This window comes from Streptomyces sp. NPDC024632 (genome assembly GCF_055559175.1).
Window position 1 is genome coordinate 429,672 of record NZ_JBVHLD010000002.1, and the last position, 15,935, is coordinate 445,606.

A 15,935-nucleotide genomic window follows, 5' to 3' on the forward strand; every position below is an offset into this window, starting at 1 on the left:
GTAATGCGTGTCCTGTCTCATCGTGCAGAGCGACAAAACGCTCCTCCTGGAGGTCGATCACGAGCAGGCGGACGCCTGCCGCCGGGCCATCGCGCCCTTCGCGGAGCTGGAGCGCGCCCCCGAGCACATCCACACCTACCGGCTGACCCCGCTCGGCCTGTGGAACGCGCGGGCGGCGGGCCACGACGCCGAGCAGGTGGTGGACGCGCTGGTCGAGTACTCGCGCTATCCGGTGCCGCACGCGCTGCTGGTCGACGTGGCCGAGACGATGGACCGCTACGGGCGGCTGCGGCTGAGCAAGCACCCCACCCACGGCCTGGTGCTGACCAGCACCGACCGCCCGGTCCTCGAGGAGATCCTGCGCTCGAAGAAGATCCAGCCGCTGGTGGGCGCCCGGATCGACCCGGACACGGTGCTGGTGCACCCCTCCGAGCGCGGCCAGATCAAGCAGGTGCTGCTCAAGCTCGGCTGGCCCGCCGAGGACTTCGCCGGTTACGTGGACGGCGAGGCGCACCCGATCGAGCTGGACGAGACCGGCTGGGCGCTGCGGCCGTACCAACGGCAGGCCGTGGAGAACTTCTGGCACGGCGGCTCCGGTGTCGTCGTGCTGCCCTGCGGCGCGGGCAAGACGCTGGTCGGCGCGGGCGCGATGGCCGAGGCCAAGGCGACCACGCTGATCCTGGTGACGAACACCGTCTCGGCGCGGCAGTGGAAGAGCGAGCTGATCAAGCGGACGTCGCTGACCGAGGAGGAGATCGGCGAGTACAGCGGCACCCGCAAGGAGATCCGGCCGGTCACCATCGCCACGTACCAGGTGCTGACGACCAAGCGGAAGGGCGTCTACGCGCACCTGGAGCTGTTCGACTCCCGCGACTGGGGCCTGATCCTCTACGACGAGGTGCACCTGCTGCCCGCGCCGGTCTTCAAGTTCACCGCCGACCTCCAGGCGCGGCGGCGGCTCGGCCTGACCGCGACGCTGGTGCGCGAGGACGGCCGCGAGTCCGACGTCTTCTCCCTCATCGGCCCGAAGCGGTTCGACGCGCCCTGGAAGGAGATCGAGGCGCAGGGCTACATCGCGCCCGCCGACTGCGTCGAGGTCCGCGTCAACCTCACCGACTCCGAGCGGCTCGCCTACGCGACCGCCGAGCCCGAGGAGAAGTACCGCTACTGCGCCACGACCGCCACCAAGCGGCGCGTCACCGAGGCCCTGGTCGCCCAGCACAAGGGGCAGCAGACCCTCGTCATCGGCCAGTACATCGACCAGCTCGACGAGTTGGGCGAGCACCTCAACGCCCCCGTCATCAAGGGCGAGACCACCAACGCCCAGCGCGAGAAGCTCTTCGGCGCCTTCCGCAACGGCGAGATCTCCGTCCTGGTCGTCTCCAAGGTCGCCAACTTCTCCATCGACCTCCCCGAGGCCACCGTCGCCATCCAGGTCTCCGGCACCTTCGGCTCCCGCCAGGAGGAGGCCCAGCGCCTCGGCCGCGTCCTGCGCCCCAAGGCCGACGGCCACGAGGCCCGCTTCTACTCCGTCGTCGCCCGCGACACCATCGACCAGGACTTCGCCGCCCACCGCCAGCGCTTCCTCGCCGAACAGGGCTACGCCTATCGCATCATCGACGCCGACGGCCTCCTGGAAGGCGAGACGGCCTAGACCGTTTCCGATCTCCTGGGCCGTTTCCGATCTCCAAGGCCACGAAGGGGATCTCCGTATGCGCGGGCACGGCGTCCGACGACCGGGGAGAGGGCGGTGAGCAGCGCTTCATGCCACACGGGACTGCGCTCACCGCGCTGAGGGACGCCGTCGCCACCGGACGCGACCAGTACGAGGTGCGGCTCACCTCTCCGGGCCTGAGGAAACTCGCCGCCTACGCCTATGTGGCCGAGCAGTTCGGCTACCGGTACGCGGGCCCGGCGCCCGGCAGCCGTTCGATGAACCAGCCGCTGATGACCTTCCGGGGGAGCCCGGAGTCGGGGGATCTCGCCGCGCGGACCGCGGCCCGGTATCCCGACCCGGCCGGGGGCGGTCCGCTGCCGGGGATGGTCGAGGGACGCGGACTGCGGCCCGCGAAGTCGGCGGCGGGTGACGTGCGCCTGATCCATTCGCGGATGGTCGTCGACGCGTGCCTGCGCTACGGCCGACGGGTGCGGAAGAACATCCTGGTGCTGCTCGTCGTCATAGCGGTCGTCCTCTTCTTTCCCGGATACACCGTGCGTCACGTCCTCGTCGGCGCGGGCGTATGGCTGGCTTTCTTCGCCGTGTACCTGATCGGGCTCGGCATCGCGCGGCTCAGACTCGCGCGGCATCGGAACCGCTTGGCGGCAAGCGGAGTCCGGTGGCCGCCGCCGTAGATCCAGGCGGAGGCGGGAGTCCGCGGCAGCGACTGCCGCCGCTGACCGCTGCCGTGCGGGCCCGGTGTCATGACGACGGGGCTCAGCCGGCGGCGGGGAGGTGGAAGTAGATCAGGAGGGTGGTGACGGCGAGGAGCGGGGCGGCGAGGGAGGCGACGGCGCGGGTCGTGCGGTGGCGCAGGCGCCAGGGGAGGGCCCAGGACACGACGAGCGCGACGACGGCGAGCAGGAGGACGGCGGGGGCAGCCAGGAGCATGGTGGTCAGCGCCTGGCAGCCGTTCGGCGTGCAGGAGTCCGTCGCCATCGGGGAGAACATCGCGATCAGGCCGCAGAAGGCGATGACCGGGCCGCCGAGGACGGTGGCGATCAGCGGGGCGACGTAGGCGTGGCTGTCGTGGTCCGGCGGCCTGAAGCGGGGCACGAAGGGAGGCATGACGGGGGCGGGGCCGTAGGCGGGGCTCTGCCGGACCTGCGGACGGGCGCCCGCGCCGTGCTGCCACTCGTGCGGCTGCGGCGGGCCGTACGGGTCCTGCGGGACGTACGGGCGGCTGTTGGTCATGTCATCCATTCAACGGACCGGACGGCCGGGCCGGATCCGGCGTCGTACTCAGGTCGGCGTGGGCGGGTACTCAGGGCGATGCCGGCCAGCAGGGCGAGGCCGAGCAGGGGGTAGGGGGCGGCGAGGGGCTGTTCCCACCAGGAGAAGTGCAGGTCGCGGTCGCCCTGGTGCGGCACGAGCCACATGCTGCGGCCGTAGAAGACGGCGGCGCACCCGAGGAGCGCGGCGCGGCGGCCGAGCAGGACGGCGGCGCGCGGGCCGCGCGACCGTGCCGTACGGGAGCCGGGGCCGGGACCGGGCCCGCTGCCTGGGCCTGGGCCCTCCGCGGACAGGCGCGTGGCCAGGAACGCCAGGAGGGGCACGCACCAGACCCAGTGGTGGGACCAGCTCACCGGCGAGACCAGCAGCGCGGTGACGGCCGCGCAGAGCAGGCCGAGCGCGGGCCGGCCGCCGCGGTGGGCGCGGGCGGCGACGGCGAGTCCCGCGGCGGCGGTGACCAGGGCGGACGCGGCCCAGAGCAGGCCGGGGGCCGGGGTGTGCAGGACGCGGGCGAGCAGACCCTGGAGGGACTGGTTGTCGACGATCCAGACCTCGCCGACCCGGTCGGTCTCGTAGAGCCGGGCGGTCCAGAAGTCCAGCGAGGCGCCGGGCAGGACGGCGAGCCCGAGCGCCGCGCTCGCGGCGAATCCGGCGGCGGCGCGGGCCGCCTCCCGGCGGCGGCCGGTGAGCGCGAGGTGCACGGCCAGCAGCGCGGGCGTGATCTTGACGCCCGCCGCGAGGCCCAGCGCGAACCCCTTGCCGCGCGCGCCCTCGGGGCGGGTGAGGTCCCACAGGACGAGGACGGCGACGGCGAGGTTGATCTGCCCGAAGACCACCGTCTGGAAGACGGGTTCGAGCCAGAGCGCGCCCGCGGTGCCGAGCAGGACGGGCGCCGCGTACCGCCGGGACCGTACGGCGTCGGCGGCGGCGGTCCCGGTGTCCGCGGCCAGCCGCAGGGAGAGGCGGACGAGGGCGGCCAGCAGGGCCAGATTGGCGGCGACGCAGGCCGCGCGGGCGGCCGACAGCGGGAGCCGGGCGACCGGGGTGAAGAGCAGGGCCGCGAAGGGCGGATACGTGGCGGGCAGCCGCCAGCGTGTGACGCGGAATCCGTACAGGTCCCGGCCGCCCAGGACGGCGGCGCCTTCGGCGCGGTAGACCTGAAGGTCGGCCATCGGGACCGGGCGGCGGAGCCACCAGGCAGCGAAGAGGGCGAGGGAGAGCGCGAGCGCGGCGAGCGCCAGCGCGGTGGTGCCGGGACAGCGGGCGCTACGGGGACGGCGAGGGTCGGCGGGACGGTCGGCGGGGGGCGCCGGGCCGAGCGCGGGAGCGGTCACCGCGGCGACAGTAGTGGACCTGCCCGCAGGTGATCGTCAACGCGGCGCGGGGCCGCCGCTCAGTGGCGCTTGCCCTCGTTGCCGAGCAGCACCACTTCGACGGCCGTGACGGCGAAGACACGGACCGCGCGCAGCGTGCTTCCCAGCAGGTGGCGGGGGTGATCGGGGCGGGCACCGAGAGCGGTGCCGCCGTGGACGGTGGGACCTGGGGCAACGGTGGTGGTGGTCATGAATCCACCGTACGAAATCAGGCATACGGCCTACGTCGGGCTCAGGGCTTAACTCGCACGCTCCGTGTCCGACTCTGGTCTGACACCGGACCCTGACCCGGGTATCAGGGTCACCCCTGAGGCCCTACGACCTGCGGCTCCCCCGGGCCCCGATCCCCCGCGCCGCCGCGCCGCCCGCACCCCGCCAAAGCCCCGCCCGCGCCGCGTCCCCGCCCCGCCCGACCGCAGGTCGAACGGGGGGTGAAATTCATTCGCGGCTCCCCGCGCGGACGCGTATGATCGCCGGTCTTGCCGCCTCCCCACGGGAGTGCCGCCGGCCGGACGGAAACCGGTCGGCTCGTCGCCTCGCCGACGACCCCTCGCGTACGCACTCGTATCAGCCGGAGGCAAAGCCGTGCCCTCGCACGTCCCGACCCAGGGCAGCAGCCCCAGCCCGCAGGACCGCACCGACCACTCCCCCGACCCGCTCGGCAGGGAACGCTCCCACCTCGCCTCGTCCCGTACCGCGCTGCGCGCCATGCGGCACGACGTGGAGTCGCTCGACATCGCGGACGTGACGGGAAACTGGGTCAACGCCAAGATCCTCGCCGCCGAGATCGACGACCGCATCAAGGCGCTCTCCGACCTCGCCGACACCCCGCTCTTCTTCGGCCGCCTGGACTACCTGCACGCGCCCGGCACGGAACTGGCCGAGGGCGCGACCGGCGAGCAGTTCTACATCGGCCGCCGCCATGTGCACGACGCGGACGGCGACCCGATGGTGATCGACTGGCGCGCGCCGGTCTCGCAGCCCTTCTACCAGGCGTCGCGCCGCAAGCCGATGGACGTACGGCTGCGCCGCAGGTTCGGCTACACCGGCGGGGACCTGACCGCGTACGAGGACGAGTACCTCACCGACCCGCCGGAGGGCGCGGCGGATCCGGGGACGTCGAGCAAGCTGCTCCAGAGCGAGATCGAACGGCCCCGCGTCGGCCCCATGCGCGACATCGTCGCCACCATCCAGCCCGAGCAGGACGAGATCGTCCGCGCCGACATCACCGGGAGCGTCTGCGTGCAGGGCGCGCCCGGCACCGGGAAGACCGCCGTCGGCCTGCACCGGGTCGCGTATCTGCTCTACGCGCACCGCGAGCGGCTGGCGCGGACCGGCACGCTGGTGATCGGGCCGAACCGGTCCTTCCTCCAGTACATCGAGCAAGTGCTGCCCGCGCTGGGCGAGTTGCAGGTCAAGCAGGCCACCGTGGACGACCTGGTGGCCCATGTCGAGGTGCGCGGCACCGACTCGGCGGCGGCGGCCACGGTCAAGGGCGACGCGCGGATGGCGGAGGTGCTGCGACGGGCGGTGCGGTCCGGCATCCGGATGCCCACCGAGCCGGTGATGGTGGTGCGCGGCTCGCGGCGCTGGCGGGTCCCGGCGTACGAACTGGAGGAGATCGTCAAGGAGTTGGCGGCCCGCGACATCCGGTACGGCGCCGCGCACGACGCGCTGCCGCAGCGGATCGCGCACGTCGTCCTCGTACAGATGGAGCGCTCGGGCGAGGCGCCGGACGACCGCGTGCAGGACGCGGTGGCGCGAACTCCCGCCGTGAAGGCGGCCGTCAAGGCGTGCTGGCCCGCGGTCGATCCGGCCAAGACGGTGCTGCGGCTGCTGTCGGACCCGGAGTTCCTGGCCGAGGCGGCGGACGGGGTGCTGGACGCCGAGGAGCAGCGGACGATCCTGTGGGCGAAGCCCGCGCGGGGGCTCGCGTCGGCCAAGTGGTCAGCCGCCGACGCGGTGTTGATCGACGAGGCGTACGACCTCGTGCAGCGGACGTCGTCGCTCGGGCATGTCGTGCTGGACGAGGCGCAGGACCTGTCGCCGATGCAGTACCGCGCGGTGGGGCGGCGCTGCTCGACCGGGTCCGCGACCGTGCTCGGCGACCTCGCGCAGGGCACCACGCCCTGGGCCACCGGCTCGTGGGCCGAGGCGCTGGGCCATCTCGGCAAACCGGACGCCCGCGTCGAGGAGTTGACGGCCGGTTTCCGTGTGCCGCGCGAGGTGATCGCGTACGCCACGCGGCTGCTGCCGCAGATCGCGCCGGGCCTCGCGCCCGCCACGTCCGTCCGTGAGGCGGCCGGCACGATGTCGGTACGGGCCGTCGCCGCCGGCGCGCTGGACGCGGCCGTGCTCGCGGCCTGCGACACGGCGCTCCGGCACGAGGGGTCCGTCGGCCTGATCGCCGCCGACCCGCGGATTCCCGTACTGGCCACCGCACTTGAGGCCGCCGGAATCCAGTACGTCTCGCCCGGTGAGGAGACCTCCGCCGAGGCCCGCGTCACGCTGGTGCCCGCGTCCCTGGCCAAGGGCCTGGAGTACGACTACGTCGTGCTCGACGAGCCCGCGGACATCGTGGCCGCCGAGCCCGACGTCCGCACCGGCCTGCGACGCCTGTACGTCTGCCTCACCCGCGCCGTCTCCGGCCTCGCGGTGCTGCACACCGCGCCGCTCCCCGAGGCCCTGGCCCCGGCCTAGGCCGCGTCCGCAAGGTCTCGTCTGGCTGGCGCGCCGCTGCGCGCTACGCCTGCTCGATGCGGAAGAAGTTGCCCGCCGGATCCCGTACGGCGCCGTCCCGCACCCCCCACGGCTGGCTGGCGGGCTCCTGGAGCACCTCGGCCCCCGCCGCCCCCGCGACGGCCTCGAACGTCGCGTCGAGGTCGTCGCTGCGGAAGTGCAGCGGCCGCAGTTCCCCCTTGGCCAGCAGCGCCGCCAGCGTGTCCCCGTCCTCCTTCGACCGCCCCGCGTGCGGCTGCGACAGCACGATCTGGATCTCCGGCTGGCTCTTGGTCGTCAGCGTGATCCACCGGAAGCCGTCGTGCTCGACCTCATTGCGCACGGTGAGACCGAGGGTGTCCCGGTAGAAGACGAGGGCGGCGTCGGGATCGTCGACGAAGACGTGCACGGCACTGATGGAAACGGTCATACGGCCGATGCTAGGGGCTGTCCGGCCGATATCGGAGGCGACGGGCGCGGGCTCACAGCGGCGAGCGCGCGGCGGCGCCGCCCGTCTTGCGGGGGCGGGTCACCAGCATGACCTGGCAGCCGGGGACGACCTCCAAGTCGCTGTGGTCGCGGGCGCGGTAGGCGCTGGGGGTCTCGCCGACGATCTGGGTGAAGCGGGCGGAGAAGGAGCCGAGGCTGGTGCACCCGACGGCGAAGCAGGCGTCGGTGACGCTGACGTCGCCGCGCCGCAGGAGGGCGGTGGCGCGCTCGATGCGGCGGGTCATGAGGTAGGAGTACGGGGTCTCGCCGTACGCCGCGCGGAACTGGCGGCTGAAGTGGCCGGTCGACATCAGCGCGGTCCGGGCCAGGGCCGGGACGTCGAGCGGCTGGGCGTACTCGCGGTCCATACGGTCGCGGGCACGCCGAAGAAGCCGCAGCTCGCCCAGGTCCATGACGCTCATGGCTCCATTGTGGCGCGGGGGTACGACAACCGCCGGTACGCGCCCCGGCCCGGCGGGACCGTCCGGGGCGGCGCGACGGCCGTACCGCCCGGCCTCAGGAGACCGGGACCGGGGTGTCCAGGGCGGCGCGCCAGCGGGCGACCGCGCGGACGTCGACCGGGGAGGCCCAGCCCGCGGGGCGCACGGCGCCGCCGACGTGGAAGCCGTCGAGCCCGGCGCCGCGCAGGTGCGGCACATGCTCCAGGAGCAGGCCGCCGCCGACGAGGAGCTGGGGTTCGTACCCCGGCTCGCCGCTGCGCGCGGCCTCGTCGCAGAGCACCGGGAGCCCGGCGGGCACGCCGTCCGCGGCGCCCGCGGTGAGGTACGTGTCGAGGCCCGGCAGCCCGGCGAGCTGGAGGCGGAGCGCGTCGCGGTCGGCGGCGCGGTCGATGGCCCGGTGGAAGGTCCAGCGGCAGCCGTCGATGACGTCGACCAGCGCGTGCACGGCGTCGAGGTCGGCGCGCCCGCCGTCGTCGAGGAAGCCGAGGACGAACTCGTCGGCGCCCTCGGACCGCAAGGACTGCGCGGCGGCGCACAGGGCGTCGAGGTCCCGCGCGTCACCGGCGCTGAATCCGTCGGACAGCCGCAGCATGACGCGCAGCGGGATGTCGACGGCCGCCCTGATCGCCCCGAAGGTGGCGCGGGAGGGGGTGAGCCCGTCCGCGGCCATGTCGGTGACCAGTTCGAGGCGGTCCGCGCCGCCGTCCCGGGCCGCTACGGCATCGTCCGCGCCGAGGGCGATCACCTCGAAGATTGGTCTAGACATATGAGCAAGGGTGCCACATGCGTCACTCCCGCGCGAGACGTGTAGCGCACAATTACCGGCATGTCCTTCACGCCCGCCGCCCCTCACCCCCGCTACGACGCCCTGCTCGCCGAGTGGTGCGACCTGCTGCGCCGCTGCCAGGAGCCGACAGCGGACGACGCGCCCGCCCCCGACCCCGCGCCGTACGGCGCCGATCTGCTCGGCCGCTGGGCCGAACCGCAGCGGCGTTACCACACGCTGGACCATCTCCAGGCGGTCCTGGACCACGCCACCGAACTGACCGCGTACGCCGCCGATCCGGACGCGGTGGCCCTCGCCGCCTGGTTCCACGACGCGGTCTACCGCCCCGACCGCTCGGAGAACGAGGAGCGCAGCGCCCACCTCGCCGAACGCGCCCTGCCCGAGGCGGGCGTGGCCGCCGACCGCACCGCCGAGGTCGCCCGCCTGGTGCGTCTGACGGTCACCCACGACCCGGCCGAGGGCGACCACAACGGCGAGGTCCTCTGCGACGCCGACCTCGCCGTCCTGGCCGGCGACCCCGCCGCCTACGCGGCCTACGCCGCTGCCGTCCGCTCCGAGTACGGCTTCGTCCCCGACGACGCCTTCCGCGCCGGCCGCGCCGCCGTCCTGCGCCAACTCCTCGCCCTCCCCGCCCTGTTCCGCACCCCTTACGGCAAGGACCAGTGGGAGCGCACGGCCCGCCGCAATCTGACGACGGAGCTGGAGCTGCTCACGGCCTGACGGAGCCGGACCTGCTCACGGCCTGACGTATTTGCGCCGCCGCAGGCCCGCGGCGGTCAGCAGGCGGACGATCTCCTTGCTGCCGGTCTCGACCGCGCCGAGGGCGACCGCGTCGGCGTACCGCTCGGAGGGGATGTCGTAGTGGTCGCGTTCGAAGGCGCGGGACGGGGCGCCGAGGCGGGCGGCGAAGGCGTGCAGTTCGGCGTAGGAGACGTCGCTGACCAGGTGGGACCAGTGGCGGCCGTGGCCGGGCCAGGTCGGCGGGTCGATGTAGAGGGTCATGAGGGGTCCGACTCGGTGTCGTGGGTCATACCGGGTTCACCGGGGTCAGGGCGCCGACGGGGGCGACGACGGCGCCGCGGGCCTCGCAGACCCAGTGCGGGTCGGGGCCGAGTTCGGGTTCGACGGCCAGGGCGTGCGGGTCGTCGCAGTCCGGGCACAGCGGCCAGCGCCCGTAGCGTTCGAGCAGGGCGTCCTGGACGTCCTGGGCGAGCAGCCCGGGGATGTACTCCGCGCCGTCCGGCCACTGCTCCAGCCACCAGCGGCGCTTGCTGACGGCGTCCTCGACCAGCGAGACGATATCGGCCTCCGCGACACCGCGGGCGCTGAGGTCGGACAGCACGAGAGCGCGGGCACCATGCAGCACGGTTTCACCTTCCATCCCTCCATTGTCGCAAGCCCGGCGGACGCGGACGCCGTGATCGTCGGGTGCCTTGACGTACGGCCGTCTCTGAAAATACCTTTCAGAAGGTGACCTATAGCGTGAAGGAAACTTTCTCCCCGAGCGTCCGCGCCCTCCGCGGCGTGTCCGGCGCGCCCGTCCTCCCCGTCACGCCCCCCGACCCGGGGGCCCTCGCCGCCAAGGTCCGCACCCTCGCGCCGTCGATGACCCGGTCCATGCACCGGGTCGCGGAAGCCGTCGCGGGTGATCCGGCGGGCTGTGCCCATCTGACCGTCACGGCGCTCGCGGTGCGTACCGGCACCAGCGAGGCGACCGTCGTCCGCACCGCCCGGCTGCTGGGCTACCCCGGCTACCGCGATCTGCGGCTGGCGCTGGCCGCGCTCGCCGCCCAGCAGGCCACCGGGGCGCCGCCCGCCGTCACCGCCGACATCGCCGTCGACGACCCGCTCGCCGACGTGGTCACCAAGCTGGCCATGGAGGAGCAGCAGACCCTCGCCGACACCGCCGCCCAGCTCGACATGGGCCAACTGGAGGCCGCCGTCGCCGCGTTGGCCGCCGCGCGGCGGACCGACATCTACGGGATAGCCGCGTCCGCGCTGGTCGGCCAGGACCTGGCGCAGAAGCTGCTGCGGATCGGCCTGATCGCGCACGCGCACGCCGACCCGCACCTGGCGGTCACCAACGCCGTACAGCTCAAGCCGGGCGATGTGGCCCTGGCCATCACGCACTCGGGCAGTACGCACGACGTCATCGAGCCGCTGCGGGCCGCGTTCGACCGGGGGGCGACGACCATCGCCATCACCGGCCGGGCGGACGGCGCGGTCACGCAGTACGCCGATCTGGTGCTGACCACGTCCACCTCCCGCGAGAGCGAGCTGCGGCCCGCCGCGATGTCCAGTCGTACGAGTCAGCTCCTCGTCGTCGACTGTCTGTTCATCGGCGTCGCGCAGCGCACCTACGAGACCGCGGCCCCGGCGCTGTCCGCCTCGTACGAAGCGCTCGCGCACCGGCACAGTCCCCGCTCGGGCCGCGCCTGACGGCCGGTCCGCACCACTCCACGACCCCCACAGCAGAAGGATGAACGAGCCGCATATGTCGCACTACACCGAGCTGCGCCGCGAGCTGGAGACCCTCACCACCGAGGCGTTCCGGCCCGAGCTCGCCGAGATCGACCGGATGCCCACCCTGGAGATCGCGCGGACCATGAACGGTGAGGACGCCACCGTTCCGGCCGCGGTCGCCGGGCAGTTGCCCGTGATCGCCGCCGCCATCGACGGGATCGCCGCCCGGATGGAACGCGGCGGACGGCTGATCTACGCGGGCGCCGGTACGGCGGGCAGGCTCGGCGTGCTCGACGCGAGCGAGTGCCCGCCGACCTTCAACACCACGCCGGGACGCGAGGTGCTCGGACTGATCGCGGGCGGCCCGTCCGCGATGATCACCTCCATCGAGGGCGCGGAGGACAGCAAGGAGCTGGCCGCCGCCGACCTCGCCGCGCTCGGACTGACCCCGGCCGACAGCGTCGTCGGCGTCTCCGCCTCCGGGCGCACTCCCTACGCGGTCGGCGCGGTGGAGTACGCGCGCGCCACGGGGGCGCTCACCGTGGGCCTGTCCTGCAACGCGGACTCGCCGCTCGCGGCGGCGGCCGACCACGGCATCGAGGTCGTCGTCGGGCCCGAACTGATCGCCGGTTCCACCCGGTTGAAGTCCGGCACCGCGCAGAAGCTCGTGCTCAACATGCTCTCGACCATCACGATGATCCGGCTCGGCAAGACCTACGGGAACCTCATGGTCGACGTGCGGGCCTCCAACGAGAAGCTGCGGGCGCGCTCGCGGCGGATCGTCGCGCTGGCCACCGGCGCGGACGAGGAGGCGATCGAGGACGCGCTGACCGCCACCGACGGCGAGGTCAAGCACGCGATCTTGACGCTGCTCGCCCATGTGGACGCGGCCACGGCGGCCCGGCTGCTGACGGAGTCGGGCGGCCACCTGCGGCAGGCGCTGGAGGCCGCGCCGAAGTAGCCGCGCGGGAGCGGGAGTTCACTGGCGCTTGGCGGACTCGGCCGCCATCAGCACCGAGGCCAGCCATTCGCCGTCGAAGAGGGTGGCGTCCGCCAGGCGGTGGGCGCCGCCGTACGCGTTGAGCATCGTCTTGGCGGCGCGCAGCGCGGCCGGGGAGCGGCGGAGCATCGGCCGCGCCCACTGGTCGACGGCGGCGTCCAGCCCGGCCTCGGGCACGGCCTTGTGCAGGACGGACAGCTCGACGGCCCTGGCCGCGTCGAACGCCTCGCCGGTGAGGACGAGTTCGCGGATGCGGGCGGCTCCCACCTCGTTGAGCAGCCGGGGCAGGATGCCGCCCCAGGCGGGCGGCAGGCCCAACGCCAGCTCGGGCAGCCGGAACCGGCTGGTGTCGGCGCCGACCCGCAGGTCGCAGAACATCGCGAGCGCCACGCCCGCGCCGATCACGTCGCCGTGCACCCGCGCGACGGTGACGGCGCCGAGCGTGGCGAGCGCCTCGCACACCTGCCGCGCCTTGTTGCCCATGGTCCGCAGGCCGGACCCCGTGGGGTCGGCGGCCAGCGACTCGGCGAATTCCCTGCGGTCGCCGCCGAGGCAGAAGTGCTCGCCGGCGCCGGAGAGTTCGAGCACCCGTATGCCGGGGTGGTCCTGCACCGAGCGCAGTACGGCCAGCAGTTCGTCCAGGACCGGGCCGGTGACGGCGTTCCCGGTCTCCGGGGTGTTCAGCCGTACGCGCAGCAGCGCTCCTTCCTGGCTGACGCGCAGGACCTTGAAGTAGTTCATCATGCTGTCGTTCGCCACCGGTTCTCTCGTACGGTCGTGCCGTGTGCGGCCTACAGGTCTCTGGGGCCCGCCTGTTCGGGGACGCGGGCGGACGCGGAGTCGGACACCGTCAGTGTCGTCATCCGCCGGAAGGCGACCCGCGGCGCCCACTCGGGGTCGCGGTGGACGCTCAGTCCCGGCAGCTTCCTGAGCAGCGCGGTCAGCAGCGCGGTGGCCTCCATCCTGGCCAGCGGGGCGCCGACGCAGTAGTGGATGCCGCCGCCGAAGCTGAGGTGGCTGACCTTGCGGCGGATGTCGAAGATGTGAGGGTCGGCGTACTGCGCGGGGTCGTGGTTGGCGGCGGCGAGCATCAGGTGGACGGTCTCGTCCTTGGGCACCTCGATGCCCGCGAGCGTCATGTCGTCGCCCGCGACCCGCGTCACGACGTGTATCGGCGGGTCGTAGCGCAGCACCTCCTCGACGGCGCCGGGGATGTCCTGCGGGTGGGCGCGCAGCCAGCCCATCTGGCGGGGGTGCTCGGCGATCAGCCACGTCATGGTGGACAGCAGATTGGAGGTGGTCTCCAGGGCGGCGAGCACCACCAGCAGCGCGAGGTAGTAGACGGCCTCGTCGGCGCGGTCGCGGTCCGGCTCCAGCCCGTCCCAGGTGCGCAGCCACTGCGAGACCGGGTCGTCCCCCGGTGACCTGCGCCTTTCGCGCACCAGCGCGGCGAAGTACTGGTGCAGTGTCACGGTGGCTTCGTCGGAGATCGCGAGCTGGCTCGGGGTGGGCAGCAGCTCCTGGGTGAACACCTGGGCGTGGGTCAAGTCCCGCAAAAGGGGGAAGTCAGCGGAGGGCAAACCCATCCACTCCCCTATCGCGCGCACCGGCAGCTCCTCGCTCACCAGTGAGACAAAATCGGCCACCCCGTCGCGCAGGCGTTCCGCGAGCCGGCCGACCAGGCGGTCCGTTGTCTTTTCCACCGATATCCGAATGTCACCGAGCGCCCTCCGGTCGAACATATTTCCGACCGAGCGGCGCATCAATGTGTGATGCGGTGGATTGAGCCGGACCAGAGTCTGACCGATCTGCCGTGAGGAAGGCGCGCTCCAGCGCGTTCCCTGGCCCTGCCTGGCGGCCCATTCGTTGTCGGTCACACGCCAGGCCCGGTCCCTCAGCACCTGGTCACTGAGGCCGAACGACGTGATCAGGTGGCCGCCCCAGGGCGCTGGGACGACATCCCCCATCGAGCGAAGCTCGTCGTAAAGAGGCAGCGGACTTTCCTGTCCGCCGGGCTTACGGAGTCGGGAAAAAAGTGATACAACTCTTCGCCGGTCGGTGGGGGCGACCGAATACGGTGTGACCATGGCGGCATTTCTCCTTGGTCCTCAATGCCAGGCCGGATTGACCTGTCCTGCATACCCCGGGCGCGAGATGCGTATCCGATCGGACACTGCTCGTAATTGTGGCAAGCGTCACACCGTCGGCGATGATTTCCGGCCAGGTCCGTTCTTTATCGAAACCGGCCGACCGCGAAGCCGCGGTCGGCCGGTTTTCGACTTGTGCGTCGCCGCGTGTTACGCCTTGAGCCAGTTGAGGAACGAGCTCCAGCGGCTGGCCGCCTTCGGCTTGCCCTGCGTGTGGTCGGCCGGAGCCTGAGCCGACTGGCTCTCCTGCGAGCGGACCGGCTGCCGCGCCGGGGTGAACCGGGCGGGCAGCGAGGTGAGCGCGCGGTGGAAGGGGCCCGGACGCCAGGTCAGGCTCTCCACCGGCACCGCCAGGTCGATGTCCGGCAGCGTGTTGAGCAGCTTCTCGATGGCCCGCAGCGAGATCAGCGTGGCCGGGTCCTTGGCCGGGCAGACATGGGGACCCGCGCCCCAGCCCAGGTGCGCCCGCTTGCTCATCGTCTGGCCGCCGCCGCCCAGGCTCGGGTCGGTGTTGGCCGCCGCGTAACTGATCACCACGGGGTCGCCCGCGCGCAGCGTGATCCCGGCGAGGTCCACGTCGTGCACCGGGTAGTGCACGCCGTAGTTGGCCATCGGCGGGTAGTTCCACAGCACGTCGTTGAGCGCGTCCTCGACCAGCAGGCCCGCCATGTGCTGGCTGTCGGCGTACTTGTCGTCGGACAGCAGCAGCCGCAGCGCGCTGGAGATCATGTTCTGCACCGGCTCGGTACCCGCGGCGATCATCGGGAAGAGCTGGTGGATCATCTCCTCGGTGGTCAGCGCGGAGCGGTGCTGCATCATCCAGGAGGTGATGTCCTCGCCCGGCGTGGTCCGCTTCAGTTCGACCAGTTCGACCAGCGCCCCGGTCAGCACCTCCAGCGACTTCTCGACATCGATGCCATCGAAGATGCCGGAGATCCCGAACACCAGCCGGTTGCCGATGTCCTCGGTGCAGCCGAAGAGGTCGTTGAAGACCAGCAGCGGCACCTGCTGCGCGTAGTCGGCGACCAGGTCGGCCCGCCCCTTGGCGCTGAACTGGCTGATCAGATACGAGGCGACCTGGTCGACGTGCCGGCTCAGCCGGTGCGAGTCGACCATGGCCAGGCTGTCGGTCGCCGCCTGCCGCAGCCGCATGTGCTCGGCGCCGTCGGAGAACAGCAGATTCGGCCGGTAGGCCATCATCCCCATCACCGGGCTGTCCGCCGGTATCTGACCCTCGTTCATCGCGCGCCAGCGGCGCGAGTCGCGGGCGAAGGTGCCCGGGTTCTGGAGGACCCGCAGCGCCTCGGTGTAGTCCGTGACGAGTTCGGCCTCCACACCCGGCGCCAGCTCCACCGGAGCGCTCGGGCCGAACTGCCGCATGTAGGAGTAGAACGCCTCCGGAGCGGCGGCGAACTCCGGGCCGTACAGCGGCACACTCTGGCCGCTGTCGTGCGCGGGGCAGCCGGGCGGCGGGGCCTGGAAGTCCGGAGGGGTCTGCATGCCTGTGCTCCTCGTTGAAATACCTGAGCTACCTGAACTACCTGCGG

At 72.6% G+C, this 15,935-nt stretch carries 17 protein-coding genes; 6 read left to right on the forward strand and 11 right to left on the reverse strand.

The annotated features are described in order from the left end of the window. The first annotated feature begins 7 nt into the window (after positions 1-7). Positions 8-1,654 (forward strand): DNA repair helicase XPB, encoded by a 1,647-nt coding sequence (locus ACZ37P_RS05220; RefSeq protein WP_355337392.1) that lies wholly within the window; start codon positions 8-10, stop codon positions 1,652-1,654. Positions 1,655-1,764: 110 nt separating this feature from the next. Further along, the gene (locus tag ACZ37P_RS05225; RefSeq protein WP_467344944.1) at positions 1,765-2,352 is read left to right on the forward strand and encodes a hypothetical protein; all 588 of its coding nucleotides are present in this window, start codon (positions 1,765-1,767) and stop codon (positions 2,350-2,352) included. 82 nt (positions 2,353-2,434) lie between these two features. On the opposite strand, the gene ACZ37P_RS05230 is transcribed toward ACZ37P_RS05225, so the two are convergent. From ACZ37P_RS05230 to ACZ37P_RS05240, 3 genes are read right to left on the reverse strand one after another with little or no spacing between them, the layout of a single operon-like run. Continuing rightward, positions 2,435-2,911, reverse strand: coding sequence for a hypothetical protein (locus ACZ37P_RS05230; RefSeq protein ID WP_401309993.1), 477 nt, complete (start codon positions 2,909-2,911; stop codon positions 2,435-2,437). After that, a complete protein-coding gene (locus ACZ37P_RS05235) occupies positions 2,908-4,284 on the reverse strand; it encodes a glycosyltransferase 87 family protein (RefSeq protein ID WP_467344945.1) in 1,377 nt (458 codons plus the stop codon). Before ACZ37P_RS05235 ends, ACZ37P_RS05230 begins: the two co-directional genes overlap by 4 nt. A 59-nt stretch (positions 4,285-4,343) precedes the next feature. After that, positions 4,344-4,514: a hypothetical protein gene (locus ACZ37P_RS05240; RefSeq protein ID WP_391162493.1), complete on the reverse strand. Its 171-nt coding sequence runs from the start codon at positions 4,512-4,514 to the stop codon at positions 4,344-4,346. A 394-nt stretch (positions 4,515-4,908) separates the two neighbouring features. Here ACZ37P_RS05240 and ACZ37P_RS05245 point away from each other — a divergent pair, with 394 nt between their 5' ends. Continuing rightward, positions 4,909-7,023 (forward strand): HelD family protein, encoded by a 2,115-nt coding sequence (locus ACZ37P_RS05245; RefSeq protein WP_401309987.1) that lies wholly within the window; start codon positions 4,909-4,911, stop codon positions 7,021-7,023. Between the two features lie 43 nt (positions 7,024-7,066). On the opposite strand, the gene ACZ37P_RS05250 is transcribed toward ACZ37P_RS05245, so the two are convergent. The 3 genes from ACZ37P_RS05250 to ACZ37P_RS05260 all read right to left on the reverse strand — a co-directional run bounded on the left by ACZ37P_RS05250 (position 7,067) and on the right by ACZ37P_RS05260 (position 8,757). After that, on the reverse strand, positions 7,067-7,471 hold the full coding sequence (locus ACZ37P_RS05250) for a VOC family protein (protein WP_188285367.1): 405 nt from the start codon (positions 7,469-7,471) through the stop codon (positions 7,067-7,069). A gap of 52 nt (positions 7,472-7,523) precedes the next feature. Beyond that, the gene (locus tag ACZ37P_RS05255; RefSeq protein ID WP_355338040.1) at positions 7,524-7,943 is read right to left on the reverse strand and encodes a helix-turn-helix transcriptional regulator; all 420 of its coding nucleotides are present in this window, start codon (positions 7,941-7,943) and stop codon (positions 7,524-7,526) included. A gap of 103 nt (positions 7,944-8,046) precedes the next feature. Then, a complete protein-coding gene (locus ACZ37P_RS05260; RefSeq protein WP_391162496.1) occupies positions 8,047-8,757 on the reverse strand; it encodes a copper homeostasis protein CutC in 711 nt (236 codons plus the stop codon). A 60-nt stretch (positions 8,758-8,817) separates the two neighbouring features. Here ACZ37P_RS05260 and ACZ37P_RS05265 point away from each other — a divergent pair, with 60 nt between their 5' ends. Continuing rightward, complete coding sequence (locus ACZ37P_RS05265; RefSeq protein WP_355337369.1) at positions 8,818-9,498, forward strand: HD domain-containing protein; 681 nt, start codon at positions 8,818-8,820, stop codon at positions 9,496-9,498. A gap of 15 nt (positions 9,499-9,513) precedes the next feature. On the opposite strand, the gene ACZ37P_RS05270 is transcribed toward ACZ37P_RS05265, so the two are convergent. Together ACZ37P_RS05270 and ACZ37P_RS05275 are read right to left on the reverse strand one after the other, a co-directional pair. Further along, a complete protein-coding gene (locus ACZ37P_RS05270; RefSeq protein WP_355337366.1) occupies positions 9,514-9,780 on the reverse strand; it encodes a DUF4031 domain-containing protein in 267 nt (88 codons plus the stop codon). A gap of 25 nt (positions 9,781-9,805) precedes the next feature. After that, positions 9,806-10,159: a hypothetical protein gene (locus tag ACZ37P_RS05275; RefSeq protein ID WP_391043064.1), complete on the reverse strand. Its 354-nt coding sequence runs from the start codon at positions 10,157-10,159 to the stop codon at positions 9,806-9,808. An 89-nt stretch (positions 10,160-10,248) separates the two neighbouring features. On the opposite strand from ACZ37P_RS05275, the gene ACZ37P_RS05280 reads away from it, so the two are divergent. Continuing rightward, positions 10,249-11,217, forward strand: coding sequence for a MurR/RpiR family transcriptional regulator (locus tag ACZ37P_RS05280; RefSeq protein WP_391043062.1), 969 nt, complete (start codon positions 10,249-10,251; stop codon positions 11,215-11,217). A gap of 40 nt (positions 11,218-11,257) precedes the next feature. Further along, positions 11,258-12,202 carry an N-acetylmuramic acid 6-phosphate etherase gene (gene murQ / locus ACZ37P_RS05285; protein ID WP_355337360.1) on the forward strand — a complete coding sequence of 315 codons (945 nt, stop codon included), beginning with the start codon at positions 11,258-11,260 and terminating at the stop codon, positions 12,200-12,202. 18 nt (positions 12,203-12,220) lie between these two features. Here the strand turns inward: murQ and ACZ37P_RS05290 are convergent, their stop codons facing one another. The 3 genes from ACZ37P_RS05290 to ACZ37P_RS05300 all read right to left on the reverse strand — a co-directional run bounded on the left by ACZ37P_RS05290 (position 12,221) and on the right by ACZ37P_RS05300 (position 15,888). Continuing rightward, entirely contained in the window at positions 12,221-12,985 is a 765-nt protein-coding gene (locus ACZ37P_RS05290) for an enoyl-CoA hydratase/isomerase family protein (protein WP_355338034.1), read from the reverse strand. Positions 12,986-13,032: 47 nt separating this feature from the next. After that, complete coding sequence (locus ACZ37P_RS05295) at positions 13,033-13,944, reverse strand: cytochrome P450 (RefSeq protein ID WP_355337357.1); 912 nt, start codon at positions 13,942-13,944, stop codon at positions 13,033-13,035. Between the two features lie 594 nt (positions 13,945-14,538). Continuing rightward, a complete protein-coding gene (locus tag ACZ37P_RS05300; protein ID WP_355337354.1) occupies positions 14,539-15,888 on the reverse strand; it encodes a cytochrome P450 in 1,350 nt (449 codons plus the stop codon). Positions 15,889-15,935: the final 47 nt, after the last annotated feature.